This is a genomic window from Kribbella sp. NPDC043289 (assembly GCF_056436705.1).
The window spans coordinates 1-18,778 of record NZ_JBWKCB010000014.1; the positions used below are offsets into that span (position 1 = coordinate 1).

Sequence of the window (18,778 nt, forward strand, 5' to 3'; positions counted from 1 at the left end):
GCTCCTGCGCCAGTACTTCCCCAAGAGAACCGACCTCAGCCTCCACGGACCCGAAGACCTCCAACACGTCGCCCAGGAACTCAACCACCGACCACCTAGAACCCAAGGCGGTGTTGCGACGACCCCTTGAAACCGCCATCTCCCGGGGGCTTTCTGTTTCCCTCATCGGGCGGTGATGAGATCCGGGGTCAGTGAGGACAGCGTCGGACTGCCCACGAGACGCAGGGCGTGGTCGAGCTCGTCGCCGAGGTCGGTGAGCAGCCGGGTGACGCCGCCGGACGAGTCGACGGTCAGCGCCCACAGCGCGGGTCGCCCGACGAAGACCGCGCGGGCGCCGAGTGCGAGGGCGGCGAGGATGTGTTCGCCGCGGCGGATGCCACCGTCGACGTACACCTCGACTCCGGAGCCGGCTACTGCTTCGGCGACCTCGGGGAGGGCCAGGGCGGTGGGGATCGAGCCGTCGAGCTGGCGGCCGCCGTGGTTGGACACGATGATGCCGGCGGCGCCCGCGTCGGCGCAGCGTTTGGCGTCGTCGCCCCGGAGCACGCCCTTCACGACGACGGGCAGGCCGGTGCGTTCGGCGAGCCAGCCGATCACGTCCGGGTTCAGATCGTCGGCCTTCGCGAGGTCGTCGTCGGTCCAGTCGCCCTCGGGCAGGTTCGCCAGGAGCTGGCCGGGTTGCACCAGGTCCCAGACCGTTTCGCCGTCGTCTTCCTTGCGGCCGACCACCGGAGTGTCGACGGTCAGCACGACCGCCCGCGCGCCGGCTTCGACCGCTGCATCCACCATCCGCTCGGTGATGTTGCGGTTCCGCACGACATAGATCTGCAGCCACCACGGGACGCCGGTCGTCCCGAGCTCGGCGAACGTCGTACCCGCGTTGCTGGACAGCCCGATCACCGACCTCGCCGCGCCGACGCCGCGCGCCATCGCGACCTCGCCGTCCGGGTCGGCCATCCGGTGCATCGTCGACGGCGCGACCATGATCGGCAGGTCGACGGGTTCACCGAGGACCGTGGTCCCGAGGTCGACCGTGGAGACGTCGTTCAGAACATGCGGGCGGAAGCGGTACGTCGACCAAGCCGCGGTTGCTTCGCCGACGCTGATCCCACTGGCCGCGCCTTGCCGGAAGTATCGGTGCACTGCCTCCGGCAGCTTCTCGGCGGCTGCTGATTCCAGGGTGTCGATCCATCGCATGCGGACCATCGTCGCACTCGTAGGCACGGTCAGCTACGGGGTTACGGCGCACAGTGAGGCAGCTGACGAGCAGGCGGTGCCGCACTTAGATTGGGTGTCGTGCACGACCATGGGCGTCTGCACCAGAACCATCGGGAACCCGGGGGGCCGGCGGTTACCGCTCGCGGGCGCTCTGTGGCGCTCGGAATCCTGTGCCTGTGCTCATTGACGGCCGGGGTCGACCTGACGATCACCAACGTCGCGCTGCCGGCCATCGGCAAGGCCCTCGACGCCGGCACCAACGAGTTGCAGTGGACGATCGACGCGTACAACATCGTGCTGGCAGGGATGCTGGTGCTCGGCGGTGCGGTGGCGGACCGGTACGGGCGTCGGCGCGTATTTCTCTCCAGCTACGCGGTGTTCGCGCTCGGGTCGCTGGCCGCGGCGTTCAGCCCGTCCACGGGAGCGCTGATCGCCTCGAGGGCGGTGATGGGGCTGGGCGCCGCAGGCGCGATCGCGCCCGCGCTGGCCATCATCGCGTCGATGTACCCACCCGAGAAGCGAGGCCGTGCGATCAGCGCCTTCGTAGTGCTCGGCGCAACTGGTCTGGCCGTCGGCCCGATCATCGGCGGGCTGCTGCTGGACCACTTCTGGTGGGGCTCGGTGTTCCTGGTCAATGTGCCGATCGTCGCAGTCGGGGTCGTCGCCGGAACGCGGACCATCCCCGAGTCTCGCGCTCCGGTCCCGGCTGGTCGCCGCCCGGCGCTCGATGTGCTGGGAGCGGTGCTGTCGGTCGTCGGGCTCGGTGCGCTGCTCTTCGGCGTCATCGAAGGCCCAGGACGCGGCTGGACGTCTCCCCTCGTGCTCGCGGCCGTGGGGGTCGGTGCGATCGCAGTCGCAGCGTTCGTCGTCCGGGAGCTGCGGACAAGGTCTCCGTTGTTCGACGTACGGATCCTGCGGCGCCCGCTCGTCGCCACCGGCGCGATCACCTTGATGGTGGCCTACCTGGTGCTGAGCTCGTTCCTGTTCCTGAATCCTCAGTACCTCCTTGATGTCCGGGGCGAGTCGATCGTGGCCGTTGGTCTGCTGTTCCTGCCGTTCGCAGTCGTCTTCGGGGCGTGCTCCCTGCAGTCCCAGCGGATCCTGCAATGGCTGGGAGCCCGGACCACGATCTCGCTCGGGCTCATCGTGAGCGCCGCCGCGGCCGGGGTACTCGCGGTATCCGGCAACGGACCGCTCTGGGCGATGATCGCCGGCTCCGTCGTACTCGGCGTCGGCCTGTCGGTGCTGATCGCGCCACCGTCGACCGTGGTGATGAACAGCCTGCCCGCGGCGAAAGCCGGTGACGGGTCGTCCCTCAACTTCGTCAGCAGGTTCGTGGGTGGGTCGATCGGGGTGGCGATGGTCGGATCCATCCTGGCGAGCGTCTACGTCCGGAACCTCGACGCAAACGCCCCCGCGCTCGGCCCGGAGCAGGGCGACAAGGCCCGAGGGTCGCTGCAGGGTGCACTCGAGGTGGCGGGAACACTGCCGACGCGGACCGGCAGCTCCCTGACGACTGCTGCGCGAGACGCGTTCGACCGTGGCGCTGCGGTTGCCTACGTAGCCATCGCTGTCCTCGCGGTGATCGCAGCAGCGGTCGCGTGGTTCACCCTCGACCGGCCCGCTCGCCTCGATGGCGACTGACAAAGGGGCGGTGGTCGTTGGCCTGAACCGGTAGAGTTGAGGACATGACGCAGTACGGGTGGCGATTTCTGCGCCCCGGCCGGCACGACGGTGCCGACGGGGTGAGCTGCTGCTGCGCTCTCTCCTGAGGTGACTGCGGCCGACCGGGGTGGACCCCCCGTCGAGACCGTCATCCTGGAGAGAAAACCATGTCTGTCCTCACTGTTGAAGAACTGCACTCTGCCCTCGCGCTCCGCGACCTCGCTGATCCGGCCCAGGGAGCGCATGCCGTCCAGTTGGTCGTGGACTCGATCCGTCAGGCGCTGGGCACTGCCTGGCCCTACACCGAGATCTGGACCCGCCGCGACGATCCCGTCGTACCGATGGCGGACAACTACGACAACCTCGGGTACGCGTCCGACGCCGTGACACGGGAGGCCCGCTACACGCGCTACGTGTCCGAGACCGAGGTACTGCGAAGCCACACGTCGGCGATGATCCCGCCGGCGCTTCGCGAGCTTGCGCAGTCCGAAGCATCCGATGTGCTGATGATCTGCGCCGGCATCTGTTACCGCCGGGACTCGGTCGACTGGCAGCACACCGGCACGCCACATCAGCTCGACTTGTGGCGGATCAGTCGCAATGTCACGTTGGGCGAGCCCGAGCTGGAGGACATGATCGCCCGCCTGGTCGACACGGTCCTTCCCGGGCAGACCTACCGGACCGTTCCGGCGGTGCACCCGTACACGATCCACGGGCGTCAGATCGACGTATTGCTGGACGATCAGTGGATCGAGATTGGTGAATGCGGTGTCGCGGCTCCGCACGTCCTCCGTCTGGCCGGCCTGGACGAGAGCTGGACCGGACTCGCGATGGGACCCGGTCTCGACCGGCTCCTGATGCTCCGCAAGGGCATCCGCGACATCCGGCTGCTGCGGTCGACGGATCCACGGGTGGCGAGTCAGATGCTGGATCTGCTGCCGTACAAAGCGGTCTCGTCGATGCCGCCGGTCCGTCGCGACCTGTCGGTCGTTGTCGACGCCTCGGCGGACGTGTCGGCGGAGGTGCTCGGCGACAAGGTTCGCGCGGCGCTCGGCCCGGAGGCCGATGCCGCGGAGTCGCTGGAGGTGCTGGGCGAAACGTCGTACGACGACTTGCCGACGGCCGCCCGTGAGCGTCTCCAGATGACCCCGGGGCAACGGAATCTCCTGGTCAGGCTGGTCCTCAGGCCGGTGGATCGCACACTCACCGATGCCGAGGCCAACGGCCTGCGGGACAAGGTCTACCGAGCTCTGCATGACGGTCCCGTGCTCGAGCTCATCGGCTAACGCCTCCGCAGCTCGCGGGCGGCGACCACGAAGGCGCAGATCGCCAGCGGCAACTCCAGCAGGAGCGCCTCCGCGAGCGAGAGCGTGCGGTCGAAGCCGGCCGCGGCTGTGCTGACGTCGAACCAGGCGTCGGCGGCCAGCAGCGTCCCGGCGGCCATCGCGGTCAGCACTGCGTACCTGTTGCGAGTGTGCAGCAGGTACGCCGTGATGCCGGCCGCGAGCGCCGTGCCGCAGTCGAGGCCGATCCAGGTGAGCTTCCAATGGTCCACCTGGTAGCTGCTCGGTAGCGTCGCCGCGAGGATCAGGCACCAGGGCAGCAGCACCGCAGCGACTCCGGCTGCGACCAGCGCGGCCAGACCGCCGGGTGAACGGCGCGGGCGGATCCGGCCGTCGAGCCGGCCCTCGGCGATGTAGTCGTCGAGCGCCTCGGCCACGCGGTCGTCGATCGCGTCGCCGAGGCGGCCGTCCAGTCTGCTGTCGATGGCCCGGCCGGGATCGCCGGTGAGTCTGGTGTCGATCGCTGTCGTCGTCATGGCTTCGAGCATCCCGGCCAGGGCCGCTCGACACAGTCCGGCCAGCCCACGAACCGGGGTGGGGATAACCCCCGGCCGGATCCGTGGGTTGTCCTCATGCCGTCCGGCCGCGCGGACCACGTAAGTTGTGACGGCAAGCACGCGCCGAGACGGGGAGGTGATCCGGATGACGGTTGCTGCGAGTCCGGTTCCCCGGACGCCTTGGGGCCTCTGGCGCTCGCCGTACTTGTGGTTGGCAACCATCCACGTGCTCGGTGACTCGCTGGTCGTGCTCACCTCGGGCCTGGTGGTGCTGTTCGCGACCACGGCGGTCCTGGTGGGTTTCCCGCTCGCGGCGATCGGGATCCCGCTCAGCAAGGGCGCGAACCGGCTTGTCTACCTGGTCGCGGGATGGGAGCGGGAGCGGGCGCGGATCACGCGGGGGCAGCAGGTGCAGCCGTTGGTGCCACCGCCGCCGACCGGCTCCCGGCTCGAGGACGCGATGCTGGCGCTCGGTGATCCAGGTCTGTGGCGGCAGTTCGCCTACTACTCCACTCTGCTGCCGCTGGCCATCGTGTGGTTCTGCGCGATCATCGTGGCCTGGTCCATACCGCCGGTGCTCGTCGCGCTCCCGGCGTACTACTCGCAGTTCGCCGCGGCGCAGGCGCAGCTCGGGCCGTTCGTCATCGACTCGACGACGAAGGCGTCGGTCGTGGCGGTGCTTGCGGCCGCGTTCCTGCTGCTGATCTCGCCGATGATGATGCGTGGGGCGTCGGCGGTCGATGCCTGGCTGGTCAAGATGCTGCTCGGGCCGTCCGAGACCGGTGTGCTGGCCGAGCGGGTGCACCAGCTGGTCGAGAGCAGGCGGCAGGTCGTCGACTCGGTCGAGGCCGAGCGGCGGCGGATGGAGCGCGACCTGCACGACGGTGCACAGCAGCGGTTGGTGTCGCTGGCGATGACTCTCGGGCGGGCGAAGAACCGGCTGGGGGACAAGGACCCGGCGGTTCGGGCGTTGATCGAGGAGGCGCACTCCGAGGCGATGCAGGCGATCGCCGAGATCCGTGATCTGACCCGTGGGTTGCATCCACCGGTGCTGACCGACCGAGGTCTGGATGCGGCGCTGTCGGCTGTTGCGGCTCGGTCGGCGGTGCCGGTTCGGTTGAGTGTCGACGTGCAGCCGCGGCCCTCGTTGACGATCGAGTCGATCGCGTACTTCGTCGTGACGGAGGCGCTGGCGAATGTGGCGAAGCATGCCGATGCCGCGCAGGCGGAGGTTCGGGTGCAGCGGGAAGGCGATGTGCTGCGGGTCGAGGTACGGGACGACGGGCAGGGTGGGGCGGACCCGGGTCGGGGGAGTGGGCTGCGCGGGCTGACGGATCGAGTGGCTGGTGTGGATGGTCGGCTCACGGTGGACAGCCCGCCGGGTGGCGGGACGACCCTGATCGCGGAGGTTCCCTGTGGCTGACCCAACCGAGCAGACCGAACACCTGGCGCGCGCCGGGGACACGGAACGCTCCGAGCACGCGGGGCACGTGGAGCACACCGGAGACGCCGCGCAGGCCCAGCAGACCGGCCAGGCAGGGCGGATGCGGGTGGTGATTGCTGAGGACTCGGTGTTGCTGCGTGAGGGGATCGTGCGGTTGCTCGAGGAGCAGGACTGTGTGGTGGTCGCGGCGGTGGGGGATGGTGACTCGCTGCTGAAGGCGGTTGCGGTGCATCGGCCGGACGTCTGTGTGGTCGACGTGCGGATGCCGCCGACGTTCACCGACGAGGGGTTGCGGGCGGCGCTGGTGATCCGCGAGCAGCATGCGGAGGTCGGGGTGCTGGTGTTGTCGCAGTACGTCGAGGAGCGGTACGCGAGCGAGTTGATCGGCGGGAACCCAGGTGGCGTCGGGTATCTGCTGAAGGACCGGGTGGCCGATGTCGATCAGTTCATCGACGGACTGCGCCGGGTCGCGGACGGTGGGGCGGCTCTCGACCCAGAGGTGATCTCGCAGTTGCTGGTGCGGTCGCGCAAGGTGGATCCGCTGGCCATGCTGAGCCCGCGGGAACAGGACGTTCTCCGCGCGATGGCGGAGGGTAAGTCGAACGCCGGGATAGCGCAGGCACTCGTGGTGGGTGAAGGCGCCGTCGAGAAGCACATCAGCAGCATCTTCCTGAAGCTGCGGTTGTCGCCGACCGATGGCGAGCATCGCCGCGTTCTCGCCGTGCTGAAGTACCTGGAGACGTGATGGCGCGGTCGCGGTGGGGTTCTGTGAGCAGGGCGCAGCGGGTGATGCTGATTGTTGGGTTGGTGCCGTTGCTGCTGCTCGTGGTGACGGGGGCCGCGGTGACGGTGTCGTTGATTCGTGGGAAGTTGCCGTACAACTACTCGTCGACGTTCGCGGCGAGTGCCGACGGGGTACAGATCGCGGCCGATGTTCCGACGCAGGTGCTGGCGAGTCCCGACAAGCAGGTGCATGTGACTGTCGACGGGGCGTACGCGGCGACGAAGCCCGACGTTCAGGTGTCGCAGGCCGCCGGCCAGCTGGTCGTCCGGACGATGTGTCCGGATGTGCACTGCGCGGTCAATCTCACGGTGGAGGTGCCGACAGACGCCCCGGTGCAGGCGAAAGTCGACCGGGCCTCGATCGATGTGGTCGGGGTGTCGTCGCCGTTGAAGGTCGATGCGAGCGACGGGTCGATCGACATGGCGCAGGTGCGGAGCTCGCAGGTGTCGGTGGATGCGCGGCGGGGTTCGATCTCGCTCGTATTCGACCGTCCGCCCGACCAGCTGGCGGCGACCGCGAGCAACGGGTCGATCACCGTGCAGGTGCCGCGGTCGACGACGTACACGATTGATGCGGTCGCGGCGCAGGGCTCCACTCAGCTCGACGTACCGAACGACGCGACCGCTACTCATCGCCTCTACCTACGGACCAGCTACGGCAGCATCACCGTTCAGTAGAGGGCTCCGCAGGTAGAGGGCCGGAGAGCTAGAGGGCGGCGCAGAAGGTCTTCGCCTTGGTCGTGATCGAGCTCCAGTTGGCGGCGGCCACATCAGCGGGGGCGACGACGTCGGTGCCGGCGCTGACCGCGAGGGCGCCGTTGGCCAGGAAGTCGCGGGCGTTGGTGGCGTTGACCCCGCCGGACGGGATCAGCGGTACGCCGGGGAACGGGCCGTTGAGGTCCTTGAAGTACTTCGGGCCCAACTGGTGAGCCGGGAAGATCTTGACCGCGGCAGAACCGAGGGCCAGCGCACTCATCACCTCGGACGGAGTGAACGCACCCAGGACGACCGGGATACCGGCAGCCGTGGCCGCTTCGGCGACAGCGGCCGCCTCAGGCCCCTGCCCCGGAGTGACGAGGAACTGGGCACCGGCGTTGATGGCCTGCGTCGCCTGGTCGGCGGTCTGGACAGTGCCCGCGCCGACGACCGCACCGGTCTCGGCGGCGGTGGAGGCGGCACGTTCGAGATGCCGGGGCAGGTCGGGAGTGGTGTACGTGAGCTCGACGACGTGGATGCCGCCGGCAACCAGAGCGGCGCAGAGGTCCCGGGCGTCGGAGATCTCCGGCGCGCGGACAACGGTCAGAACACGGTCGGCGCGGAGCAACTCCAAGGTGTTCACAACACAGTTCCTTTCAAGCGGGGCACCATGCGGCGCACGGTGAGGGCTAAGGGGTACGGCGGATCGCGCGGCCGGGAAGCGCCGTCGTCCGGTGGGAGTCGTCGATGACAGGGACGCCATTGACGAGCACGAAGGGGATACCGGCAGCCTGCTGACGCGGCTCCGGGAACGTGGCGGTGTCGCGGACGGTGTCGGGATCGAAGAGGACCAGGTCCGCGGCGTACCCCTCGCGGATCAGGCCGCGGTCGGTCAGCCGGAGGCGGCGCGCGGGGCGACCGGTCAGGTGGTGGATGCAGTCAGCGAGGTCGAGAACGCCCAGGTCACGGACGTAGTGCGCGAGGTAGCGCGGGAACGTGCCCCACGAGCGCGGGTGCGGTTTGCCGCCGACCAGGATCCCGTCCGAGCCGCCGGTGTGCGACGGGTGCTGCATGATCGTGCGCACGTTCTCCTCGTGGCCGACGTGCTGCAGGATCGACGTCGCGAGATCGTCCGCGAGCAGCAGATCGAAGAACACCTCGGACGCCGGCTTCCCGGCGCGCGTCGCGAGGGTCGCGACCGTCTTCCCGACCGCGTCGGACAACGCCGCGTTGCGGACGCCGCCGATCTCAATCGTCTCCCACTCGACGACGCATCCGTGACACCCGTCCGAGCCGACCTGCTCCAGCTCGTAGGTGATCCGCGACCGCGTCGCCGGGTCACGCAGTCGCGACAGCAACGCATCCGGGCCGCCCTCGGCCGTCCAGCTCGGCAGGATCGCAGCCAGGGTGGTTGCCCCGGGCAAGTAGGGGTAGGTGTCCGTGGTGACGTCCACCCCGGACGCGATCGCCTCGTCGATCATCGCGACCAGGTCGGCGCCGCGGCCGGCGTTCGGCGCGAAGTTCATCACCGCGTGGGTGAGATGCAGCGCGCAGTCCGAGCGGCGCGACACCTCGACCATCTCGGCGTACGCCTCGAGGGCACCCTTCCCGTAGGAGCGCTGGTGCGGCGCGTAGTACCCGCCGTGCTCCGCGACGACCTTGCACAGCGCGACGAGCTCGTCGGTGCCCGCGAACATGCCCGGCGTGTAGGTCAGCCCGCTGCTCATCCCGACCGCCCCGTCGCGCAGACCGTCGGCGAGCAGCTCCTCCATGCGGGCGAGCTCGGTTGCGGTCGCCGGACGGTTGGAGGTCCCAACGACCATCATCCGCAGCGTCCCCTGGGGAACCAGGTACGCCGCGTTGCAGGCGATCCCGCGGTCCAGGCGATCGAGATATCCCGCGACCGTGGACCAGGTGAACTCGAAGTCGTCCGGCTCCCCGTTCCAGCCCGCGATCTGACGCCGTACGACGGCCCTCGTCGGATCGTCGATCGGTGCGAACGACAGCCCGTCCTGCCCGAGCACCTCCAGCGTGACGCCCTGACTGACCTTCGCGGTGTGATCGGGATTGACCAGGATCTGCAGATCGGAATGCGAGTGCATGTCGATGAACCCGGGCGACAGCACCAATCCGTCGGCGTCGATCGTGCGGTGCGCCGACGGCAGGTCGTTGCCGATCGCCACGATCCGGCCGGAATCGACCGCGACGTCGCCGTGGTACCCAGGTGACCCGGAGCCGTCGACGATCAGTGCCCCGGTGATCAGCAGATCAGTCATGTCAGAAGAACGTCCGTACCAGGTCGACGATGACCGGGTCGGCGGCGTCCGGGTCGTCGAGCACCGGGATCAGTCCCCACTTGTCGAACGCGGTGCACGGGTGGGACAGGCCGACCCGGAGTTCGTCACCGATCACCACCGGCTGGTCGTCGGAGAAGTGCAGATAACCGTGCTGGTCGTTCAGGTTGGTCACCGTCATCCCGGTCGCCGGCAGGATCGGCGAACCCTCGGACCGCGGCCGGATCAGCTGCGGCTCCGGGTAGTCCTGGTCGAACGGGAAGTCGCGGCGTCCGCCGTCGAAGATCGCCAGGCCGGGCTCGGGCTGCGACGTGATCCGCATCCACCCGTGCATCGCGGCGACGAGCTGCTCGCCGTCGGTTCTCGGGTTCTGACCGAGAGGCGAGACGCGGCGGTAGAGCCCGTCGTCGTGGGTGATGTACGCGCCGGACCGCAGTACCACTCGGGCGCCGTCGCCGGCCTCGTCGGCGAGGACCTTCGCGACCTGCTCGAAGTACTGGCTGCCGCCCGCGCTCACCACGGGTACGACGTCCGCGTCGTAGTACTGCCGCAGCCGGTGATGGACCGCCGCGAGATCGCGCAGGTACGCACGGACCTCCTCGAGGTTCGCCTCGTCGACACCGTGCCCGATCGCGCCCTCGTATCCCGCCACGCCCGCGAGCCGCAGCGTGCTCGCGTCGGCGATCGCGTCTCCGACGGCCAGCGCGGTTTCGAGGTCGCGGGCACCGGTGCGGCCGCCGATGCCGCCGACCTCGACCATCACGTCGAGCGGGCGCGCGTCGGGGCCGACGTACGCCGACCGGGCCGCCTCCATCAGCTCGACCGTGCGGATCGAGTCCGCCCAGACCATCACCTCGAACGACGGGTCGGCCTCGAGTTCGTCGGCGATCCAGCGCAGCTGCAGCGGGGAGATCACCGCGTTCGCGATCAGGATCCGCTGGAACCCGTACGCGCGGGCGACGCCGAGCTGGAAGGCGTTGGCGAGCGTGATCGCCCACGCGCCCGCGTCCAGCTGCATCGCCCAGAGTGCGGGCGCCATCGAGGTCTTGCCGTGCGGTGCGAGCTCGACGCCGTGCCGGGTGCACCAGGTCGCCAGGGTGTCCACGTTGTGCCGCAGGCCGGGCGCGGACAGCGTCATCAACGGCGTGGGCAGCTGCGAAAGCCATGGTCGATCGGCGAGCACCTCGGCGACGGTCCGGCCCCAGAACGCGGGCGGCAGGGCCTTGTCCTGCCAGCTCACCAGCTGATCGGAGAGTGCGGCGACGGCATCGGCATCGTAAGCAGGCATCAGATCCCCTGGGGTTGATATTGCAAAATGCGCAACGCTCATTGCGCATTCTGACTGGTCGGTTGTAGCATCGCGCCCGAAGTCGCGTCAACGCACGTCTATCCCATCACCTCGCCGCCAAGGAGTGCCGATGCCCGAACCGCTCCCTGAGACAGCCGCGATCTGTCTGGGCGAGGCGATGGTGATGTTCGCGGGCGGTCCTGGGCCGCTGGCGGACGTCGAGGTGTTCCGGCGATCGGTCGGCGGCGCGGAGTGCAACGTCGCCGGCGGGCTCGCGGCGCTCGGTGTCCCGACGAGCTGGATCTCGCGGCTCGGCGACGACGGCTTCGGCGAGCACGTACTGCGGGATCTGCAGGCCCGTGGCGTCGAGGTCGGCGGTGTGGAGCTCGACCCGGTGCGCCCGACCGCTCTCTACGTCAAAGAGTCCGAGAATGGACGCTCCCAGATGCACTACTACCGGACTGGTTCGGCAGCCGCCGCCATGGCGCCGGAGTTCCTGGACCAACCCGAGGTACGCCGTCGACTCGCGCAGGCGCGCGTAGTACACACGACCGGCATCACTGCCGCCATCTCGGAGTCCAGCGCGCAGATGCTGGAGCGGCTGGCCACTGAGCCGCGGGAGTTCCTGCTGAGCGTCGACCTGAACTGGCGGCCGGCGCTCTGGCGGGACAAGGACCCGGAGTCGTTGTGGCGGTTGCTGAAGGCAGCTGACCTCGTGCTGATCGGTGCTGACGAGGCAGCCGTCTTCGCGGGGACAGGCGATCCGGAGGAACTGTACGAGCGCTTAGGCGCGAAGACTCTTGTCGTGAAGAACGACGCGCACACTGCAACGGTGCTCGAGCCCAGTGGCCGCACTGATGTCCCAGCGTTGTCTGTCGACGTGGTCGAGACAGTCGGAGCGGGTGACGCGTTTGCTGCCGGATTCCTGGCTGGGACGCTGCAGGACCTTCCGATGACGCAGCGCCTCCGGTTGGGGCACCTGACCGCCGCAGCTGTGCTGACGGCGGCGGAAGACCACGCACCGCCGCCGCCGGCACCCGAACGTGAGCGTCTGCTCAACGCGACAGACGAGGAGTGGGCTGCGACGAAGATCGGGCCCAGATGAGTCAGAGCCTCGGTCGGGCCCTGCAGATCCTCTCCAGCCTCGGTGAGGGGGAGCGGTCGCTCGATCAGCTCGCGACCGAGCTCGGTGTTCACAAGACGACAGTCCTCCGCCTGCTGCGCACCATGGAAGCCGAGCGGTTCGTACGCCGGGACTCCGCGCACCGCTACCGCCTGGGCTCGCGCCTGTTCGCACTCGCGGACGTGGCACGCGAGCAGCACGTCGTACGCGAGGTGGCCGCACCCCATCTGCTCGAGCTGAACCAGAAGACCGGTCAGACGGTTCACCTGGCGGCCTGGGAGAGCGGTGACGTCGTCTACATCGACAAGCTCGACAGCATGCGCGCGGTGCGGATGTACTCGCAGGTCGGCGTACCGGCTGCTCTGCACTGCACGGCCGTCGGGAAGGTGCTGCTGGCGGCGCAGCCGAAGCGGCAGCAGGAGGCGGTACTGGCGTCGCTCGATCTGAAGGCGTACACGCCGAACACGATCACCGACCTGGACCGGCTGCGGGACGAGCTGACGACGACCAAGGAGCGTGGCTGGGCGCAGGACAAGGCTGAGCACGAGGCGTTCATCAACTGCATCGGTGCGCCGCTGAAGACCCGCGACGGGCGTGTCGTAGGGGCCGTGTCCCTGTCCGTTCCCGACGTACTGCTGAACTATGAGCAGGTACTCGAGCTGCTTCCCGATCTGCTCGCCACCGCGAAAGCGATCAGTGCCGACTACAACTGAGCCGACTACAAACTGAGAGGTGTCAGACCTGATGTCCGACAAGAGCGCAGTCTCCACCACCGACGCGCCGCCGCCGATGCCGGTGTTCTCGCAGGGCGTCCGCAAGGGCAACATCCTGCAGGTGTCCGGTCAGGGCTCGGTCGACCCGGCCAGCGGCGATTTCGTGTTCGCCGGTGACGTGAAGGGCCAGACCACCCGGGTGCTGCAGAACATCGAGGCGATTCTGAAGGCCGGCGGTGCGAGCATCGACGACGTCGTGATGCTGCGCGTCTACCTCACCCAGCGCGAGGACTTCGCGGCGATGAACGAGGCGTACGCCGAGTTCGTGTCGACCCGGACCCCGAGTGGCGTGCTGCCGTCGCGGACCACCGTCTTCACCGGTCTGCCGCTGCCCGACATGCTGGTCGAGATCGACGCGCTGGCCGTCCTCAGCTGAACCCCCTCGAAGCCCGGACCGCGCACCCGCGGTCCGGGCTTCGATACGCCCGCGCGCTTTCCCGTATGTCGGGATAACATTCCGGCATGCAGGAACAGCGGGGCTCGGTGCAGTCGATCGACCGCGCTGTGGCGATCCTGCGCTGCTTCGACGCCCGTACTCCGGACCTCGGGATCAGCGATCTGGCCCGGGCGACCGGTCTGTCGACGAGCACCGTGCATCGGCTGTTGCTGGCCATGCAGGAGAACGGACTCGTCCGGCAGACCGCCCACCGGCGGTACGCGATCGGACCGCTCGTCGTGCAGCTCGCGCACAGCGGTGGGATTCCGGCCGGCCTGCGCGACGCCGCGATGCCGGTGCTGCGTGCACTCCGCGATGACACGGGGGAGACCGCGGCGGTGCACGAGTTGCTGCCGTCCGGGCAGCGCGTCGTCCTGGACCAGGTCGAGAGCTACCACCAACTGCGCCGTACCTACACGGAGTTCGGACTGCCGGTCGCGTTACCGCTGGGTGCGCCCGGGAAGGTGCTGCTGGCGTTCCTGCCGATCAAGCAGCAGCAGGAGGTCCTGAAGGGTCCGCTGGAGCAGGTGCTACCGGCAACGATCACTGATCCGCAGGTGCTCGCGGACCAGTTCGCGGTGATCCGCGGGCGCGGTTACGCGATGTCCAGGACAGAGCGGACGCCGGGGATCTGCAGCGTGGCCGCACCGGTGTTCGGCTATTCCGGTGACGTTGCCGGCTGTCTGAGTGTGTCCGGCCCCGAGATGCGGATGCCGGTGGAGCGGATGGAGGAGTTCGGGATGAGGGTCGCCGCGGGTGCCTGGTCGGTGTCGGAGTTGCTGGGAGCCACTCCGGCCGCCCGGGACCGTAGTACGGCGCTGGCCGGCGGCCGGTGATGTCCCAGGCTCGGAGTCTGCTGAAGATCGCACCTGCTGTTTATCTGCCCGCACTGCTCTACGGAATCGGCCAAGGCGCCATTGCGCCGGTCATAGCCCTCTCGGCGACGCATAGGGGTGCTTCGGTCGCCGTAGCTGGTCTGGTCGTTGCTGCGGCCGGTCTGGGGCAGGTGATTGGTGACATCCCTGCCGGCGCGCTGACGAACCGCATTGGTGAGCGCAAGGCGATGCTGGGCGCCACCTTCCTTGTTGCACTCGCCTTGGCCGCCTGTCTGGTCGTGCCGACGGTCTGGGGACTGGCTGTCGCCATTGGCTTCACAGGACTGGCCGGTGCGGTCTGGGGCCTTGCACGACAGGCGTATCTGAGTGAGGCGGTCCCCGTCGAGCTCAGAGCGCGCGCACTGTCCACGCTGGGCGGCGTACAGCGCATCGGCTCATTCATCGGCCCGTTCCTCGGTGCAGCCGTCATGAAGTTCCTCGGTACGGACGGTGCGTACTGGGTGCACCTAGTAGCCGCACTGCTCGCGTGTGCGGTCCTGGTGAGCCTGCCGGACGTCGCGCACACTCGGCCGAGAGGCCCTGTCGCAGCGCAGTCCACCTGGGGCGTCATCCGCGACCACCTCCCGGTACTGCGGACTCTCGGGGTCGGAGCGCTTCTCGTAGGGGCGGTCCGGGCGTCGCGCCAGGTGGTAATCCCGCTGTGGGCGCTGCACATCGGACTGGACGCACAGACGACCAGCATCATCTTCGGACTGTCCGGTGCGGTCGACATGCTGCTGTTCTATCCAGCCGGGTCCGTGATGGACCGGCTCGGGCGCAAGTGGGTCGCCGTACCGTCGATGTTCGTGCTGGGGTTGGCGCATCTGCTGCTGCCGTTGACACACAGCACCGTGACGCTTACTGCGGTCGCGTTCCTGATGGGGATCGGGAACGGGCTGGGTGCCGGGGTGATCATGACGCTGGGCGCCGACGCGTCGCCGGCGGTCGGGCGGGCGCAGTTCCTCGGGGCGTTCCGGTTGTTCGCGGACACGGGGAACGGTGCGGGGCCGTTGCTGTTGGCGGGCGCCACCGCGGTCCTCGGGCTGGCGCCGGCGATCGTGATCATGGCGGGCACAGGATGGGCCGCAGCTACGGCGATGCACCGCTGGATCCCACCCCATCCCCAGCGCACCTGAGGAACCGATTTGGCTAAAGCCCGGTACACCAGGCACACTGTTAGCTGCCGAAGACCGCTGGTCGTCACTTCCGAGTGACTGAAGGTCCCATCGAGAGATGGGGCGGCCCGCGTAGGTGACTTGGAAGTGACACTGTATGTTTCACGCCCTTGCGCCTGCGCAGGGGCGTTTTCTTCTTGTCCGGGGTCCGAGGCGTGGAAGCCGATAGAAGGAGACCCCCATGGCGAGGCCGGACAAGGCAGCCGCTGTCGCGGAGCTGACGGACGAGTTCCGTAGCTCCAACGGCGCCGTGCTGACCGAGTACCGCGGTCTCACCGTCGCGCAGCTCAAGCAGCTTCGAGTTTCGCTCGGTGACGACGTGAACTACGCCGTGGTGAAGAACACGCTGACCAAGATCGCGGCCAAGGACGCCGGCGTCGACTCGTTCGACAGCCTGCTCGAAGGCCCCTCCGCGATTGCCTTCATCAAGGGCGATGCGGTGGTTGCGGCCAAGGGCCTGCGTGACTTCGCCAAGGCGAATCCCCTTCTCGTCATCAAGGGCGGCGTGCTCGACGGCAAGCCGCTCAGCTCTGACGAGATCAGCAAGCTCGCTGACCTGGAGTCGCGTGAGGTCCTCCTCGCGAAGCTCGCAGGTGCGATGAAGGCGGCCCCGCAGCAAGCGGTGTCGCTGTTCGCTGCTCCGCTGTCGCAGGCCGCGCGCCTGTTCGCGGCGCTGCAGGACAAGCTGCCGGCCGACGCTGCTCCGGCAGCGGACGTCCAGGACACCGTCCAGGACACGACCGACGCACCTGCCGAGGCGAGCACCGAGGAGACCGCCGCAGCGGACAGCTGAGGCATCTCACCGCAACACCCCATCAGTGATCACCAAGCACCATTTGTCAGGAAGGACCGCCATCATGGCGAAGCTCAGCACCGAAGAGCTCCTCGGCCAGTTCAAGGAACTGACCCTGCTGGAGCTGTCGGAGTTCGTTAAGGCGTTCGAGGAGGAGTTCGGCGTCACCGCCGCCGCCCCGGTCGCCGTTGCCGCCGCGGGTGTCCCCGGCGCCCCGGCCGCGGCCGAGGAAGCTGCCGAGCAGGACGAGTTCGACGTCGTCCTGGAGTCGGCCGGCGACAAGAAGATCCAGGTCATCAAGGAGGTGCGCGGTCTCACGAGCCTCGGCCTGAAGGAGGCCAAGGATCTCGTCGAGTCGGCTCCGAAGGCCGTCCTGGAGAAGGTCGACAAGGCTGCCGCGGAGAAGGCCAAGGAGGCCCTCGAGGGCGCCGGCGCCACCGTCACCCTGAAGTGACCTCGGTTACGCCCGGTTACCGGACGTAACGAATGTGTTGAGAAGGGCGGTCCCTGCACGGGGGCCGTCCTTCTTGCATTTCCGGATGGCTACGATCGCAATCGCTTGACTTCCAGGGGTTACGCAAAACCGTACTCGTGCGTAACCTAGGCCACTGCCCTGTCGTTGGGCAGCAGCAGACATACCCGTGAGGAGGGCCGGTGGGCGTAGAAGTCCGCGTCGAGGGTCTCACCAAATCCTTCGGTAGCCAGCTGATCTGGGGCGACGTGTCCCTGACGCTGCCCGCCGGTGAGATCTGCGTGATGCTCGGCCCGTCCGGCACCGGCAAGTCGGTGTTCCTGAAGACGCTGATCGGGCTGCTGAAGCCGGACAAAGGGCATGTCTGGATCGAAGGCACGGACATCGCCACCTGCAGCGAACGCGAGCTGTACGACATCCGCCGGCTGTTCGGCGTGCTTTTCCAGGACGGCGCGATGTTCGGCTCGATGAACCTGTACGACAACGTCGCCTTCCCGCTCCGCGAGCACACCAAGAAGTCCGAGTCCGACATCCGCTCCATCGTGATGGAGAAGATGGAGATGGTCGGCCTGGTCGGTGCCGAGCGCAAGCTTCCGGGCGAGATCTCCGGCGGTATGCGCAAAAGAGCCGGTCTGGCCCGCGCGCTCGTACTCGATCCGGAGATCCTGCTCGTCGACGAGCCCGACTCCGGTCTGGACCCGGTCCGTACGTCGTTCCTCAACCAGGTGATGATCGACCTCAACGAGGCGTTCAGTCCCACCTTCCTGATCGTCACGCACGACGTGAACACCGCGCGGACGGTGCCGGACAACATCGGCATGCTGTACCACCGGCATCTGGCGATGTTCGGTCCGCGGGAGATGCTGCTGTCCAGTGAGGAGCCGGTGGTCCGGCAGTTCCTGAACGCGCAGATGGTCGGCCCGATCGGCATGTCCGAGGAGAAGGACGCCGACGAGCTGGCCGCCGAGGCCGGTCAGGAGTTGCCGCCGCTGCCGCCGATCCCGATCCAGCAGTTGCCGAGCAGTGGCATGCTGCGGCCGACGCAGCGCGAGCCCGGCGCCTGGTGCCGCGAGAACGGCGTCACCCCGCCACCGGGCTCCTTCATGTCCGCCACGGTCGGCGCCTCGTGACCGTTTCCGCCACGGCCCCGCTGAAGCATGCGGGCTCCTTGTTCGCGTTCGCCCTGGACACCGGGCGGGCGGCGTTCCGGCGACCGTTCCAGGTCAAGGAGTTCCTGCAGCAGGCCTGGTTCGTCGCGAGCGTGACGATCATCCCGACCGCGCTGGTCGCGATCCCGTTCGGTGCGGTGATCGCGTTGCAGGTCGGTGGTCTGATCAAACAGTTCGGCGCGCAGGCGTTCACCGGTTCGGCCGCCGTACTGGCCGTGGTCCGGGAGGCGTCGCCGATCGCGACCGCGCTGCTGATCGCCGGCGCCGGCGGTTCCGCGATCTGCGCGGACCTCGGCTCCCGCAAGATCCGCGAAGAGCTCGACGCGATGATGGTGCTCGGGATCGACCCGATCCAGCGCCTCGTCGTACCGCGGGTGCTCGCGACGATGCTGGTCGCGTTCTTCCTGAACGGGTTCGTCAGCGTGGTCGGCGTGATGGGCGGGTACGTCTTCAACGTCGTCCTGCAGGACGGCACCCCGGGCAGTTACATCGCGAGCTTCACCGCGCTCGCGCATCTGCCCGACCTGTGGCAGGGGCAAGCGAAGGCGCTCGTCTTCGGGTTCATCGCCGCGGTTGTCGCGTCGTACAAGGGCTGCAACGCGGGTGGCGGGCCGAAGGGGGTCGGCGACGCGGTGAACCAGTCCGTCGTCATCACCTTCATGCTGCTGTTCGTCGCGAACTTCTCGATGACCGCGATCTACTTCCAGCTCGTCCCGCCGAAGGGGGCCTGACGT

At 68.4% G+C, this 18,778-nt stretch carries 19 protein-coding genes; 14 read left to right on the forward strand and 5 right to left on the reverse strand.

Going from position 1 to position 18,778, the window contains the following annotated elements:
- Positions 1–162: 162 nt before the first annotated feature.
- Positions 163–1,197 carry an alpha-hydroxy acid oxidase gene (locus AC0662_RS40910; RefSeq protein ID WP_478307404.1) on the reverse strand — a complete coding sequence of 345 codons (1,035 nt, stop codon included), beginning with the start codon at positions 1,195–1,197 and terminating at the stop codon, positions 163–165.
- 174 nt (positions 1,198–1,371) lie between these two features.
- Between AC0662_RS40910 and AC0662_RS40915 the strand changes: the two genes are divergently transcribed.
- Both AC0662_RS40915 and srmL read left to right on the forward strand, forming a co-directional pair.
- Complete coding sequence (locus AC0662_RS40915; protein WP_478307406.1) at positions 1,372–2,862, forward strand: DHA2 family efflux MFS transporter permease subunit; 1,491 nt, start codon at positions 1,372–1,374, stop codon at positions 2,860–2,862.
- A gap of 188 nt (positions 2,863–3,050) precedes the next feature.
- Positions 3,051–4,169 carry a PheS-related mystery ligase SrmL gene (srmL, locus tag AC0662_RS40920; protein ID WP_452201424.1) on the forward strand — a complete coding sequence of 373 codons (1,119 nt, stop codon included), beginning with the start codon at positions 3,051–3,053 and terminating at the stop codon, positions 4,167–4,169.
- Here the strand turns inward: srmL and AC0662_RS40925 are convergent.
- Positions 4,166–4,702 carry a hypothetical protein gene (locus tag AC0662_RS40925; RefSeq protein WP_478307408.1) on the reverse strand — a complete coding sequence of 179 codons (537 nt, stop codon included), beginning with the start codon at positions 4,700–4,702 and terminating at the stop codon, positions 4,166–4,168. The two genes, srmL and AC0662_RS40925, sit on opposite strands and share 4 nt — an antisense overlap.
- A 166-nt stretch (positions 4,703–4,868) precedes the next feature.
- Here AC0662_RS40925 and AC0662_RS40930 point away from each other — a divergent pair, with 166 nt between their 5' ends.
- From AC0662_RS40930 to AC0662_RS40940, 3 genes are all read left to right on the forward strand, one after another.
- On the forward strand, positions 4,869–6,146 hold the full coding sequence (locus tag AC0662_RS40930) for a sensor histidine kinase (RefSeq protein WP_452201420.1): 1,278 nt from the start codon (positions 4,869–4,871) through the stop codon (positions 6,144–6,146).
- A 121-nt stretch (positions 6,147–6,267) separates the two neighbouring features.
- Positions 6,268–6,912 carry a response regulator transcription factor gene (locus tag AC0662_RS40935; protein ID WP_452201434.1) on the forward strand — a complete coding sequence of 215 codons (645 nt, stop codon included), beginning with the start codon at positions 6,268–6,270 and terminating at the stop codon, positions 6,910–6,912.
- 23 nt (positions 6,913–6,935) lie between these two features.
- Positions 6,936–7,628, forward strand: a complete 693-nt coding sequence (locus tag AC0662_RS40940; RefSeq protein WP_478307410.1) for a DUF4097 family beta strand repeat-containing protein — start codon at positions 6,936–6,938, stop codon at positions 7,626–7,628.
- 28 nt (positions 7,629–7,656) lie between these two features.
- Here AC0662_RS40940 and AC0662_RS40945 read toward each other — a convergent pair whose 3' ends face one another.
- From AC0662_RS40945 to AC0662_RS40955, 3 genes are read right to left on the reverse strand one after another with little or no spacing between them, the layout of a single operon-like run.
- Positions 7,657–8,289, reverse strand: coding sequence for a bifunctional 4-hydroxy-2-oxoglutarate aldolase/2-dehydro-3-deoxy-phosphogluconate aldolase (locus AC0662_RS40945; RefSeq protein WP_452201417.1), 633 nt, complete (start codon positions 8,287–8,289; stop codon positions 7,657–7,659).
- Between the two features lie 46 nt (positions 8,290–8,335).
- Entirely contained in the window at positions 8,336–9,922 is a 1,587-nt protein-coding gene (locus AC0662_RS40950) for an N-acyl-D-amino-acid deacylase family protein (protein WP_478307413.1), read from the reverse strand.
- Between the two features lies 1 nt (position 9,923).
- Positions 9,924–11,228: a type III PLP-dependent enzyme domain-containing protein gene (locus AC0662_RS40955; protein ID WP_478307415.1), complete on the reverse strand. Its 1,305-nt coding sequence runs from the start codon at positions 11,226–11,228 to the stop codon at positions 9,924–9,926.
- A 130-nt stretch (positions 11,229–11,358) separates the two neighbouring features.
- On the opposite strand from AC0662_RS40955, the gene AC0662_RS40960 reads away from it, so the two are divergent.
- The 9 genes from AC0662_RS40960 (at position 11,359) to AC0662_RS41000 (ending at position 18,775) form a co-directional block, all read left to right on the forward strand.
- Entirely contained in the window at positions 11,359–12,333 is a 975-nt protein-coding gene (locus AC0662_RS40960) for a sugar kinase (protein ID WP_478307417.1), read from the forward strand.
- Complete coding sequence (locus tag AC0662_RS40965; RefSeq protein WP_452201410.1) at positions 12,330–13,064, forward strand: IclR family transcriptional regulator; 735 nt, start codon at positions 12,330–12,332, stop codon at positions 13,062–13,064. Before AC0662_RS40960 ends, AC0662_RS40965 begins: the two co-directional genes overlap by 4 nt.
- A gap of 31 nt (positions 13,065–13,095) precedes the next feature.
- Complete coding sequence (locus AC0662_RS40970; protein WP_452201408.1) at positions 13,096–13,500, forward strand: RidA family protein; 405 nt, start codon at positions 13,096–13,098, stop codon at positions 13,498–13,500.
- 86 nt (positions 13,501–13,586) lie between these two features.
- Complete coding sequence (locus AC0662_RS40975; protein WP_478307419.1) at positions 13,587–14,396, forward strand: IclR family transcriptional regulator; 810 nt, start codon at positions 13,587–13,589, stop codon at positions 14,394–14,396.
- Positions 14,396–15,571, forward strand: a complete 1,176-nt coding sequence (locus AC0662_RS40980; RefSeq protein ID WP_478307421.1) for an MFS transporter — start codon at positions 14,396–14,398, stop codon at positions 15,569–15,571. Before AC0662_RS40975 ends, AC0662_RS40980 begins: the two co-directional genes overlap by 1 nt.
- Positions 15,572–15,791: 220 nt before the next feature.
- Positions 15,792–16,403 (forward strand): 50S ribosomal protein L10, encoded by a 612-nt coding sequence (gene rplJ / locus AC0662_RS40985; protein WP_452201403.1) that lies wholly within the window; start codon positions 15,792–15,794, stop codon positions 16,401–16,403.
- A gap of 64 nt (positions 16,404–16,467) precedes the next feature.
- Positions 16,468–16,857, forward strand: coding sequence for a 50S ribosomal protein L7/L12 (gene rplL / locus AC0662_RS40990; protein ID WP_452201401.1), 390 nt, complete (start codon positions 16,468–16,470; stop codon positions 16,855–16,857).
- A 200-nt stretch (positions 16,858–17,057) separates the two neighbouring features.
- The gene (locus AC0662_RS40995; protein WP_452201399.1) at positions 17,058–18,005 is read left to right on the forward strand and encodes an ABC transporter ATP-binding protein; all 948 of its coding nucleotides are present in this window, start codon (positions 17,058–17,060) and stop codon (positions 18,003–18,005) included.
- Positions 18,002–18,775 (forward strand): MlaE family ABC transporter permease, encoded by a 774-nt coding sequence (locus AC0662_RS41000; RefSeq protein WP_452201397.1) that lies wholly within the window; start codon positions 18,002–18,004, stop codon positions 18,773–18,775. Before AC0662_RS40995 ends, AC0662_RS41000 begins: the two co-directional genes overlap by 4 nt.
- The last annotated feature ends 3 nt before the right edge of the window (positions 18,776–18,778 follow it).